Consider the following 12,075-nt stretch of genomic DNA (forward strand, 5'->3'; position numbering starts at 1 on the left):
TTTGATAAACCAAGACTGATGTATATTCATTTCGAATCAATTGATAAACCTATCAACTTCGCATTAAAAGTAAGAGATGCTTTAAAAGTTCTTACTGATAAAGAAGTTAGAGGTTAACATTATTTTGGGCAAAAAAAGCGATTTAAAAAATCGCTTTTTACATATACTAATACTAAAAGAGTCCCTTAATTTAGTATTAGTATCAGAAAAGTTAGGGATGCTTTTATTGCGTGAAGCAAATCACTTTTTACATATGTAAACCTTCATTCAATGAAGGCTTTTATTAGCAAGTAAGCAATGTCATTTTTTATAATCTTATTTTAGGCGATTGCCTTGATCAATAAACAAGCTAGGTGCATATCCTGCCTAAAAGTCTTCAATGAAAGGGGTACAGATATGCATTTTCCATCCAATCCGTATGATTATTTTTACGATTTTCGTCAACACCCTGATTTAAGTCAAGCAAACAATGAAATGCGAAGCCTTTTATCTACTATTCGCCAAATTCCAATACACTCATCCTCCTTCAAAGAGTCAATGGCTACAGTTGTGAAAGACTTGAGAGTTGTTAGCAGGGCTCTTGCTCTAGGATGCGGCATGAGTTCAGAATTCAGATTTCTTCCAGATACCTGGGGATTACGTGAACTTCATATTGTGCACGCGAAATACCTTACTCCATTGAGTTATCACGTTTATTCTGCCTTAGGTGCAGCGGAGCTTCTAGCCTCCGGACAAGGACGTGCGCCTCATTTCCCTCTTATGGTAGGCTGCATGAATTCGATACTTCGCCTATGGTCAAACTTCCCTGCAGCTATAGCAGACCTCCGAAGAGCATCCGGTCAACAATACGCGTCATCGGTAGACGAGGCAGAAAGTCTCCTAAGACCAATGGTTCCATACACACAACGGGCATTATCAGTCAGTCATTCTACAGTTCATCCAACTATTTGGGAGGCAACCTTACGTGCTACACATTTAGCACGGGAAGTACGGCAGAAGGTTGCACAATCAGTGAGCCAGGGTACCTCTTATTCATAAGTCAGCAGTGATACTTTTGCGGCATTACACAGTAACATCACTAAACTTATTCACAAAAAAAATAGAGCAGTAAACATGTGAGTTACTGCTCTGCTTCGTTTATTCACTGTTCATTTGTTTTACAATGTATTCAGCATCATTTCCTACGCCTTGAAGCAATGCTGAACCTCGCTTATGCTGCCAAGGCAAACCTATAAAGTACAATCCTTCTACAGGTGAAACACCTCTATGATGTATGATTCGACCTTCTTGATCCAAAACACCTTTTATATTTATCCAACATAAGGGATTCCTGAAACCAGTAGCCCAAATAATATTGTTTACTTCTAATGTAGATGAATCTTTAAAAATGATTTCATTTTGCTTTGCGGCAATGACTCTTTTTTTTAAGATGATCTCCTTCTGTTTTATTGCATGTTTTAATTCATGCCCAAATACTGGATCACCTTTCTTTTGAATGAATTTGCCTACTATTGATGTATGACTTGCATGTAAAACTCCTAATTTATCAAACCACCAAAAGATGCTTCTTTTCCCGATCATTAAAGGGAAATAAACTAGTTTATTACTACAGGCTAAATATGTAACTCTTTCTTTGGATAATTCAACAGCTATCTGAGCACCACTATTCCCACCACCAACTACTAGTACATTTCCATGTACCAATTGTTTTGAATTCTTATATTGTGATGAGTGTAGTTGATTAATATTATCAGCTAAATCCTTTGATATTGATGGAATATTAGGGGTATGAAAAGGACCTGTAGCAATGACAAGATTCTTCGTTTGATATTCTTCCCGATTTGTTTTTATTAAGAAATGATTCTTTATTTTTAGGACACTTATTACTTCTGTCCGTAATTGGATTGGAATTTCAAATTTTTTAACATATTTCTTTAGATAAGCAACAATTTCATTTTTTGAAGGAAATTCATGTTTTTCTCCTTCAAGATGCATTCCAGGCAAAGAGCTATACATTCGAGAAGTAAATAAAACTAATGAGTCATACCGATCTTTCCAGCTCTCCCCCACCTCATGACTTTTATCCAAAATAATAAAATTTTGATCGGACTGCTTAAGATAATATCCTATCGAGATCCCTGCTTGACCAGCCCCGATTACTATAGTGTCGTACACATTATCACCCCGCCAATTTCAAATTGTCAGTAGACAGAATCTGCAAAATGCTAGTTGATCTCCTCACTATAAAGCTAGATAAAAAATTTAATGGTGATGGTAGTCACGCGGCTTCTCAATTTTGGCCTGACAAAGGATCGCATTGTCGTGATTATGCGCTTCGGTTTCCATTTGAATGGTTACGTGCGTAATGCCTTTATGCTCAAGTTCATGTTCAATTTTGCGTAAAATTTTTTCACTTTCTGAAATGGTCAGTTGATCGTCAACAACTGCGTGGCAAGAAAGAGCATTCAATCCGCTTGTGATAGACCATATGTGTAAATCATGAATGTTTTGAATTCCCTCTGTCCCTTCAATTGTACGAATGATATCATAGACATCGATATTTTCTGGAGTTCCTTCCATTAATATGTGAATGGAATCTTTAGTCACATTGTAACCGCTTCTTAGAACAAGAATAGCCACAATGATACTAGCCAATGGGTCTGCCCAGCCCCATCCAAAGAAGATGATAAGTATGGCAGCTAAAATGGCACCTACAGAGCCGAGCATATCGCTTATTACATGTAAATAAGCTCCTCTTATATTCAGATTATTCTTTGTATCTCCGCCACTCATCATAATCCAAGCGACCAATAGATTCACAATTAACCCGATGATACTAATTGTAAGCATGCCGGTTGTTGCTACTTCTGGTGGATGAGAGAAGCGTTCGATTGCTTCATAAATGATATAAAGAGAAATAAGAATTAAGGCAGCACCGTTTATCACAGCTGCAAGAATCTCAAATCGTTTATAGCCGAATGTCTTATTGTGATTTGCCTTTTTTTCAGCTAATGTAAAAGCAATCAGGGCAACCATTAATGAAATTGAATCACTCAGCATATGGCCTGCATCAGATAAAAGCGCCAGACTATTTGTTAAAAATCCACCTATAGCTTCTATTATCATATAACCTGTAATCATGATAAAAGAGATCAATATAACCTTTTTATTTGCTCCTTCATTATGATTGTGACCCATAAAAAACTCCTCCTTACCCAAAGTTTATTGATACATATGTATTTATTATTTCAAATCTGTTATGAAGCATTCCAACATAATGTAATAATATTTATATATGATCATGTGTTCATATATAAATATACCTACTCTTTACTGAAATGTCAAAATATTTTTATAGAAATCCACAATACCTCCTTAATTATTCTCTAAAAAGCGGAGCAAACCCATGGTTTGCTCCGCTAACCTAGTTTCTCTATCCTTTTCCTTTTCTTCACTCAAGCATTTGAGGGTAGTATGCAACTACAATTTACCTGTTAAAAATTGGGCCTCACCAAGTCCAAAACTCCAGTCAGCATTATCATTTTCAACAATAGATACAATTAAATCAGTTGATGCGATACCACACTCAGATTCCAGTCTTTCGGCTAACAGCCTGTAAAATTTTTGTTTCTTCTCTGCCGGTCGGGATTTACTTGTAACTGAAAGAACAACAAGATTTTTAGTTCGGTTAAATCCTAACCCAGTATCCTCAATAATCATATGATTTTCTGGATGTTCATGAACAATTTGATAACGGTCTTGTTGAGGCACATCAAAAGCCTCTACTACAACATTGTGAGCGACATCTAAAAGTTTTTTCAAACTTGATTGATCTCGCCCTTCTATTAAGTCAAAACGAAGTAATGGCATAAAATTTCCTCCTTCTACTACAAATCAACAGTCTTTTTAATTTCATTCATTAGGTGTCAGCTATTTCCAAACAGCTGCTACATAATGTGCTTATTTTTATTCTTACTACATTAGAATAAAATAATTTCCCAATAACCCCTTCATTCTGTTGTTAGTCAAGCCTATGTTATGATGTGTATTTCCATAGGCAATATACAGAATCAGATTCGAGTAATTAACCATTTTTTGAAATAGCCTTATCACTTACTCTAGAAATCATTTATTCTTCTAATCTTTAGTTTACATGAAGCTCTGCTATCATATATAATTCAAAATTAAGATGGAAGACATCTCAAAATCAGATATCAACTATGGAGGACTACATGAATATTCAGTTGTTACAGGTTTTTCTCACTACTGCTCGTGAAGGCAGTATTTCCAAGGCTGCTCAGACTTTAAATTATGCACAATCGAATGTAACGAATAAGATACAACAACTAGAAAACGATTTACAGACAAAATTATTCTATCGCCATAGTCGAGGAATCACACTTACTCCCCCAGGGCAAATTCTTGTTTCTTACTCAGAGAAAATTCTACATACTATTGAAGAAGCTAGAGCAGCCATGGGCGAATCATCAGCGCCTTCTGGGCCACTGCGTATAGGATCAATGGAAACAACAGCTGCAGTTTGGCTTCCTCAACTCCTTGCACATTATAATAACCTCTATCCAAATGTTGATTTGAACCTAGTAACCGGCCCTACGGAACAACAAATACAAGCAGTTTTACATTATGAGTTAAACGGCGCTTTTATTTCAGGGCCTATTGAACACCCTGATTTAGTTCAAGAAAAGGTATTGGATGAAGAGATGGTTCTTGTTACAAGCGCTTCACACCCTGTGATTTCTTCCATTCAGGATGTTCAAACACAAACAATGCTTGTATTCCGTGAAGGATGCTCTTACAGAGCAAAGCTCAATCATATCCTGCAAGAAGAAGGTTTATTACCTATAAAATTAATGGAATTTGGCATACTTGAAGCGATCATTGGCTGTGTAAGCGCCGGCTTGGGGATTTCACTGCTGCCTCGTTCAATCATTGCTTCGCATGAAAAAGAAGGCCGTATCCGCAGCCACACTATCTCTGACAAATATTCTTTCGTATCAACCATGTTTATAAGGCGGAAAGACACTTTAATTACCCCTGCTTTATCTGCTTTTTTAACGCATATGAGGGATCATTTTCAGGTAAAGAGGCCAGATCAATCGTAAATAAATGGATGGAAGGCAGGCTTCGCCTCAAAATACCCCTGATCAGTTGTCTGATATAAAATTATAGGCGCATCTCATTGTTTGTATAGAGCAAAAAAGCAAACTTCGGTATGTAGTTTGCTTTTTCTTCGTGATTTCGCACTCTGAATCGTGAAACCTAGCCGATATTAGGATGTAGATTTTCTTCATTCAAAGAATTTTGAACGAAGATCATTGCCCTAGACACTTGGTTGCGTCTTGAAGTTAAAGGCTGACTATTTCCTAAAGAGTCAGTCGCTCTCACAACTATTAAATATTCACCTACAGATTTCGGGTGCCAACGGAAAGAGAATTTCTGCCACTCAACACTCTTACGACCTTCAACTTGAGCTTCTTTCCAACTCTCTCCTCCATCAGTGGATACTTCAACTGTTACAATTGGATGTTCTGCCCATGTCCAACCGAAAATATCAATCTCTTCAAGTTCAACCAATTGTCCATTCGGCGGATGTACAATAATACTGTTTGGGCTAACAGCCCATACCGGTGACTCTTTTAGTTGTCCATCTACTACTTCTCGGTTAACATAATATTTGGTAGTGAAAGCACTGTTGCTTCGGGAATCTGAAACAATCAAATGAGTCAGCCATTTTGTAGAATTAGTTCCATAATAGCCGGGAAGAACAAGCCGAACAGGACCACCCCTCTCTACAGTTAACGGCTCATTGTTAATTTCCAAAGCTATTAATACGTTTGGGTTTAACGCCTTTGCTAGGGAGAGGTCTTTCTCGTACTCCGAATAGTATTCGTGGTTGTAAACTTCTTGATCAATTACCGGATGTTCTTCCTACCTTACGAAGAGGCGAAGCAGGAGGAAGGATGATTGTAAATTTGGTTGATCACATTTAATAAGCAATGCAACCGGCGAACAAGCACTTTGTCCTTCCTGCAGATATGAGTGATATTGCTGTTGATTGATCAACTTGTTTTTGTTCGGAATATACTCAATATATAGCCGCATATTCCTCCTGCAATAGCTGGAATGAGCCACCCCAGCCCTATGTTATACATAGGAAGAATCTGAGTGAAAATACGATTCACAACTTCAATTTGTATTCCCGCCTCCTTCAAACCGTCAAATAGGCTGATGATGAATGCGAATAATAAACTGCCTTGATACACTTCTGTCTTCCCTTTAAATACAGAATGCAAAAACGTTAAAAATATTAAGGAAATCGCGATAGGATACATCGTCAGTAAGACAGGCATTGACACCTTAATGAGCTGGGTTAATCCTATATTTGCGACAAGCGTACTAAACACTGATAAAACGACAGCAATTTTTTTATAAGAAATGTTCGGAAATAATTCATGAAAAAATGAAGAACACGCAGTGATCAGTCCGACACTTGTCGTCAGACACGCCACTGTAATCATTAAGCCCAATAAGATTGAACCATAAGAACCAAAATAATAGGATGAAACCTTAGCCAAAACCTCTGCTCCATTTTCTAAAATCCCCAGTTCTTCAACGCTGGAAGCCCCCATATAGGAAAGGGCTGTATACATAACTGCTAAGAGTACAGCTGCAATCGCGGCTGCTTTTGCACAAACACCCATCAGCTGTTTTTTGGTAGAAGCTCCTTGTTCTTTCAATGCATTCACGATGATAATTCCAAAAACAAATGCTACAAGGGCATCCAGAGTGAGGTATCCTTCCTGAAATCCTTTAAAAAACGCTTGTGATGTGTACCCTTTTGATGGTGCTTGAATGGTTCCAATTGGGCGAATAAGAGCTACCACTACAAGCAATCCGATAAATGTCAGCTTAATTGGCGTCAAAAATTTTCCAACTATATCAATGATTTTTGAAGGATTGAGTGATAACAAGCATGCCAATGCGAAAAATAATATTGTAAATATGATCAATGAGACAGGGCTTGCATCATTTGATAAAAAAGGTTTTACCCCAATTTCAAACGATACGTTTCCTGATCTCGGGATAGCGAAAAAAGGCCCGATTGCCAAATAGAGAATCGTCGTAAATACAATGCCAAACACCGGGTGAACACGGCTGGCTAACGACTGTAAGTTTTGTTTACCCGAAAAAACAAATGCTGTTATAGCCAGTAATGGCAATCCAACTCCGGTCACTAAGAAACCTGCATTAGCGACCCATACATTTTTCCCGGCCAATTGACCAAGCATAGGCGGAAAAATGAGATTTCCTGCTCCAAAAAACAATGCAAATAGCATTAATCCTATAATGATGATATAGGAAGCAGACACTTTTTTTGACATTATATATCCTCCGATTAAAGTAGACACTTCTTGAATAGCCAGGAAACATTACAGATGCTATTTGCACTGGCACAGTGTTGATTCCAAAATAAGCTTGTGTCAGTTTTATATATTTTTATCAAGTTCAATAAAAGCATGATCATTTTGATCGTTTCCGATATCGGTTAAAAAACCAATTGCACCAAAACCATATAAACAACGGTTCCCCCCGCTATGGAAAGAAGCATATTTTTCTTCCACAAATGAAGCAGTACAACTGCAGCTGCTCCAGCCAATTCAGGAATGCCATGACTTCCAGAAAGTAGACTCACATCTTTCAAACAATAAATAACCAAAAGCCCGATTACCGCTGATGGCAGCACTTTACCAAGATACTGTACATATTTCGGTGTCGGTTTGCCAGACGGGAAAATCATGAATGGAAGGAACCGTGTCAGCATTGTTCCAAGCACGACCATTGCAATGGTGATCATTTGCTGCGTCATAGTCATTGTCATACGGAAACCTCAGCTTTCTCCAATGGTTTTCTCAGAACAGTCAGTACCCCTAAAATGGCGAGCATAGCAGGAATAATAAATTGGTTTCCGCCAAAAAGGATAAGACTGGCTACTGAAAGTCCAAGTCCCGTGAGAGCACTGTAATGCTTTTTCTCTTTCATCCATTGTTCTATGAATATCACAATAAACAGAGCAGTCATCACAAAATCAAGCCCTTCGGTATTAAACTTCACGTACGACCCAAAAATACCTCCTATCGCTGCCCCCGCGACCCAATATAAATGATTAAGCAGTGTCACAAAAAACATAAACCAGCCCTTATCAACATTCGCCGGAACATTAGCGGTATAATTGATAGAAAATGATTCATCGCACATTCCGAAAATCAGATAAAGCTTTTTCTTTCCAGTCCCCCTGTACTTATCCAACATGGAAATTCCATAAAACAAATGCCGGGCATTGACCATTAACGTCAAAAAAAGAGCATTCATAGGGTTGAACGCACCAAGTAAAAAATTCGCTGCAACAAACTCCATTGAGCCCGCAAATATCATAAAACTCATGATGATTGGATAGATTGCGCTAAATCCCAAAGAATGCATAAAGATTCCATAAGCTATCCCCAAAAACAAAAACCCCGCAAAAATCGGAATGGTATATGGGAATGCAGAACGAAATGCAGCCCATATTTGACTTCTCTTATTCATATGAGTGTTTATAGCAGAAGAGCTTAAATGTAACGATTCTTTATTTTTATTCAAATCAACAACCTCCTACATTTCATCAATTGGCACACTGACAGTTCTTTTTTCTGTACTCATGACTATGCTTGTGTCAACTCCACTAATAGCAGGGTTCTGCATTAATGAATCAATGATAAAATTCCGATAACTCTCCATGTCCTTCGCCACAATCTTAAGCATATAGTCATGGCTTCCTGTAAGTGTGTAGCATTCTTGAACCTGTGGGAATTTGTTTATATCCTCTAAAAATGAATGAATTGTCTCCCTATTTAAAGGTGATAAGTTGATGAGAGCTAGTGCTGTGACTTCGATTCCAAGTTTTTTCTCATCAACAATAGTCGTAAACTTTTTAATTATACCTGCTTCTACTAGGTTCTTTGTTCTTGCAAGGCAAGCTGATGGTGAAAGCCCAATTTTCTTAGATAAATTTAGATTTGATATTGAAGCATCTTCCTGCAATTCTCTTAAGATGGCCTTATCAGTTTCGTCAAGCATAATACCCATTTCATAACCCCCAATACCCTTAACAGAATTATATTTCATCCAATTTAAATAATAACGAATTTTTATTCGTCGATCAAATATTATTTAAATTTAAATCCTTTTAAAATATTATTCACAGAATAAAATTACCCCCTCGATTAACTCATAATTAAATTAACTTACATCAGAAAGAAGTCATGGGAGAGTTATGTACTTGTGTGACTTGATACCAACATCATAAGAAACTTATCAGAAGCCAAAAAGTTATTGCGGTCTCACCGAAAATTTAATTTGCGGTGCCCATTGCCTTTTTCCGCGAACGAAAATTGTTAAAATTCGCAAAACAGAAAGTCTACTCTATTATTATTTTAAATTCGTCCTTTAGTTCCTCTTGAGCCTCTTGTAAAACTTCTAATACATCGTCAGCGTATGAACCTAAAAGTGTATTGCTGAACTCAAAATTTTTCAAGACTAAAGTGAGCGGCAAATCCACCCACCCTGTCAGGCAATCCCATAAAGCGTCTAAAATTCTCACATAGTAGTCTGGGAAGTCTAATTTATCTTTTAAAACATCATGTAAAACTTCTATATTTTCAAAGTCTCTTCCATCTATCATTATTTTTCTCATTAGAAACTGTGCCCTCCATTATTTTATCTTAACAAATGTTTACTAAGTAACAGCTGTTTGTCCAAATGAGGCTGAAAACAAATAAAAAACACCGATAGGATGAAACTATTGGTGTTTGCAAAACATTTTCATGCCCGGTAGGCATAAATAATGCTAAACTTTGTTTTTGAAAAGCTATCATATCAAATTTTTATGTTACAGCTTTTACTATCGTTTAATCTAATTGAGGAGTAAAACAAGATATGTTTGAAAATCACATATCCCCAAAAAATTAAAAACTAAGCGGCAGTTCTTCGAGTGCTCTCATCAGAAAATTCCCTTTCCATTTCATTTGTTCCTTTTCGCCTTTTAACTGTATATTTGGACAGCGGCGTAATAAGGTGGACATCGCAATCTTTGCTTCTAAGCGGGCTAGCTGTGCACCAAGACAAAAATGATTGCCATGGCCAAAAGCAATATGGCGGTTGTTCTTTCTTTCAATATCAAATATGTCGGCAGTTGGAAATATCTTTTCATCACGGTTTGCTGATGCTAAAGAAATGATGATCACATCTTTCCGTTTAATCTCCTGCCCATGCAGTATAAAAGGTTCAGCCGTCCAGCGAATTGTCGTTAGCTCAACAGGGCTGTGAAACCGCAATGCTTCTTCTATGGCTGAATTCATCAAGTCTGGCTGCTGGCGGAGCTTTTCAAATTGATCACCGTGACACATCAGAGCATATGTCATATTGGTGATTAAGTTTACGGTTGTTTCATGACCTGCAACGATAAGCAGCATAATCATCGAGTACAATTCTTCTGTACTTAATTGTGTGCCTTCACTTTCCGCTTGAATTAATGCACTGATTAAATCTCCTGCAGGCTCGCTCCTTTTTTTGCGAACTAAGGATTCCAGATATTCAACAAATTCTCCTAATAAATGATCATTCTCCTGAAGTCTTTCAGGAGCATCTGAAAAATCAATAATTACTTGCGACCACACTCTGAATTTTTGACGATCTTCTAGGGGAATGCCAAGCATTTCACTTATCACGATAATCGGCAAAGGAAACGCAAAATCGTCTACTAGGTTCATGAGTTTGTTGGGCTGTACTTTATCCAATAAAGAATCTGCTATATGTTGGATTTTGTTTTCCAACTGCAAAATCATCCGATGAGTAAATGCTTTCTGAACAAGAGTTCGCAAACGATTGTGATCCGGGGGATCTGAATTAAGCATATGCTTTGTTAAAGGCTCTTCATTCTTCAACAGAACAGGACGGTTCTCTTCTTTTGCGGTTATTACATTTTCATAGTTTTTCTTTAATTTTTCATTCTTTAATAAATGTATTGCATCATCATATCTCGATATGAGCCAGCCTTTCCCCAGAGCTCCTAAAGATAATGGGTAGAGAGGCTGTGATTTTCGCAATTCTTTATAAAATTCATACGCTTCATCTTTAAATGTTCTCGAAGACAATTGACTTTCCGTCAAAATGGTTACACTCTTTTTTTCTTTTGAAGACATTCATTCGACCTCCATCTTTATGAAAGGTTAAGACAATCTCTAAATATAAAATTCGTACGAAAAGAATTCTAATGATATGTTTGAGGGACTTTTCTTTTAAAACCCCAATTGCAAATTTCATGATCAAATCGCCTGATACGGGATTCACTAAATTCTTCAAAGCCATTCTTTTTGTAAAATGATCTATTAAGATCAGTATTGGTGATAAGGGCCAAAATGCCGCCCCCGCTTTTTGAAATAAAAGGGATGAGACAGTCATTAATCATTTTGCTGCCCAAACTCTTTCTCTGATAAGATGGCGAAACTCCTAATACTTCTAAATACCATGCCGGCTCTTTTAAGGATTTGTAAGATGTTTTAGCCTCATTAGCCACCTTTAACATGTTCAATACTGAAAATCCCCCTATTTTGATTAATTTTATTCCACCTGCTGCTATATAATCGATCAAGCTAATGTCAGGTTTATCACGATGTTTTAATAGAGCAGCAACAACAATTTCACCATTCTGAATACCAACAAAACAGAAATGCTTTTTAAAATATGCTTTTGTTAGTACTTTATGCATTTCAAAAATAAATGAACGATCTTTTTTTCGCGTTTTACGAGTAAATCCATAAAAGGATATTGATTGAAAGATTCATGGAATAGATTTGTCACTTTGTTTAATTCATCAGCTCTTGCTTGTCGATAATGAAACATTGATACACCTCCTTTTCCAATAAACATTTTTTGACTCATGAACACATGTTCATTATAATGGTAAGAAAATTTGAGTATCAATCTGCAATTTAGCTGTACATGTTCATTAATGAA

14 protein-coding genes and 1 pseudogene are annotated in these 12,075 nt (G+C 37.0%); 2 read left to right on the plus strand and 13 right to left on the minus strand.

The genetic code is table 11. The features are described from left to right. Positions 1-117, plus strand: a 117-nt coding sequence (locus CW370_RS21285) for a DUF1259 domain-containing protein (protein WP_157829192.1), incomplete at its 5' end; no start/stop codon positions are given. Positions 118-1,137: 1,020 nt separating this feature from the next. Here CW370_RS21285 and CW370_RS13550 read toward each other — a convergent pair. The 3 genes from CW370_RS13550 to CW370_RS13560 all read right to left on the minus strand — a co-directional run bounded on the left by CW370_RS13550 (position 1,138) and on the right by CW370_RS13560 (position 3,870). Continuing rightward, positions 1,138-2,175 (minus strand): flavin-containing monooxygenase, encoded by a 1,038-nt coding sequence (locus CW370_RS13550; RefSeq protein ID WP_101169736.1) that lies wholly within the window; start codon positions 2,173-2,175, stop codon positions 1,138-1,140. Positions 2,176-2,262: 87 nt separating this feature from the next. Further along, positions 2,263-3,198, minus strand: coding sequence for a CDF family zinc transporter CzcD (gene czcD / locus CW370_RS13555; protein ID WP_101169737.1), 936 nt, complete (start codon positions 3,196-3,198; stop codon positions 2,263-2,265). A gap of 282 nt (positions 3,199-3,480) precedes the next feature. Next, positions 3,481-3,870, minus strand: coding sequence for a tautomerase family protein (locus CW370_RS13560; protein ID WP_024572236.1), 390 nt, complete (start codon positions 3,868-3,870; stop codon positions 3,481-3,483). 362 nt (positions 3,871-4,232) lie between these two features. On the opposite strand from CW370_RS13560, the gene gltR reads away from it, so the two are divergent. Beyond that, positions 4,233-5,123, plus strand: coding sequence for a glutamate biosynthesis transcriptional regulator GltR (gltR, locus tag CW370_RS13565; RefSeq protein WP_042976658.1), 891 nt, complete (start codon positions 4,233-4,235; stop codon positions 5,121-5,123). 157 nt (positions 5,124-5,280) lie between these two features. Here gltR and CW370_RS13570 read toward each other — a convergent pair whose 3' ends face one another. The 10 genes and pseudogenes from CW370_RS13570 to CW370_RS21415 all read right to left on the minus strand — a co-directional run bounded on the left by CW370_RS13570 (position 5,281) and on the right by CW370_RS21415 (position 11,961). Continuing rightward, positions 5,281-5,739: a hypothetical protein gene (locus tag CW370_RS13570; protein WP_442778190.1), complete on the minus strand. Its 459-nt coding sequence runs from the start codon at positions 5,737-5,739 to the stop codon at positions 5,281-5,283. Continuing rightward, positions 5,722-5,934, minus strand: a pseudogene (locus tag CW370_RS21830) (molybdopterin-dependent oxidoreductase); the annotation flags it as partial. The gene CW370_RS13570 and the pseudogene CW370_RS21830, both read right to left, overlap by 18 nt. Before the next feature lie 146 nt (positions 5,935-6,080). Next, on the minus strand, positions 6,081-7,403 hold the full coding sequence (gene brnQ, locus CW370_RS13575; RefSeq protein WP_101169739.1) for a branched-chain amino acid transport system II carrier protein: 1,323 nt from the start codon (positions 7,401-7,403) through the stop codon (positions 6,081-6,083). A 164-nt stretch (positions 7,404-7,567) separates the two neighbouring features. After that, positions 7,568-7,900: a branched-chain amino acid transporter AzlD gene (gene azlD / locus CW370_RS13580; RefSeq protein WP_101169740.1), complete on the minus strand. Its 333-nt coding sequence runs from the start codon at positions 7,898-7,900 to the stop codon at positions 7,568-7,570. Then, on the minus strand, positions 7,897-8,661 hold the full coding sequence (gene azlC / locus CW370_RS13585) for an azaleucine resistance protein AzlC (protein ID WP_101169741.1): 765 nt from the start codon (positions 8,659-8,661) through the stop codon (positions 7,897-7,899). The genes azlD and azlC overlap by 4 nt, the downstream gene beginning before the upstream one ends. Positions 8,662-8,673: 12 nt before the next feature. Next, the gene (gene azlB, locus CW370_RS13590) at positions 8,674-9,147 is read right to left on the minus strand and encodes an azlBCD operon transcriptional regulator AzlB (protein WP_015251617.1); all 474 of its coding nucleotides are present in this window, start codon (positions 9,145-9,147) and stop codon (positions 8,674-8,676) included. A gap of 331 nt (positions 9,148-9,478) precedes the next feature. Further along, a complete protein-coding gene (locus CW370_RS13595) occupies positions 9,479-9,754 on the minus strand; it encodes a barstar family protein (RefSeq protein ID WP_101169742.1) in 276 nt (91 codons plus the stop codon). A 271-nt stretch (positions 9,755-10,025) separates the two neighbouring features. Further along, the gene (locus CW370_RS13600; RefSeq protein ID WP_101169743.1) at positions 10,026-11,261 is read right to left on the minus strand and encodes a cytochrome P450 family protein; all 1,236 of its coding nucleotides are present in this window, start codon (positions 11,259-11,261) and stop codon (positions 10,026-10,028) included. 68 nt (positions 11,262-11,329) lie between these two features. Next, entirely contained in the window at positions 11,330-11,827 is a 498-nt protein-coding gene (locus CW370_RS13605; protein WP_101169744.1) for a GNAT family N-acetyltransferase, read from the minus strand. Then, complete coding sequence (locus tag CW370_RS21415; protein ID WP_199878752.1) at positions 11,812-11,961, minus strand: hypothetical protein; 150 nt, start codon at positions 11,959-11,961, stop codon at positions 11,812-11,814. The genes CW370_RS13605 and CW370_RS21415 overlap by 16 nt, the downstream gene beginning before the upstream one ends. Positions 11,962-12,075: the final 114 nt, after the last annotated feature.

It is taken from the genome of Bacillus sp. SN32, assembly GCF_002837495.1.
Classification (GTDB): Bacteria; Bacillota; Bacilli; order Bacillales; family Bacillaceae; genus Bacillus; species Bacillus subtilis.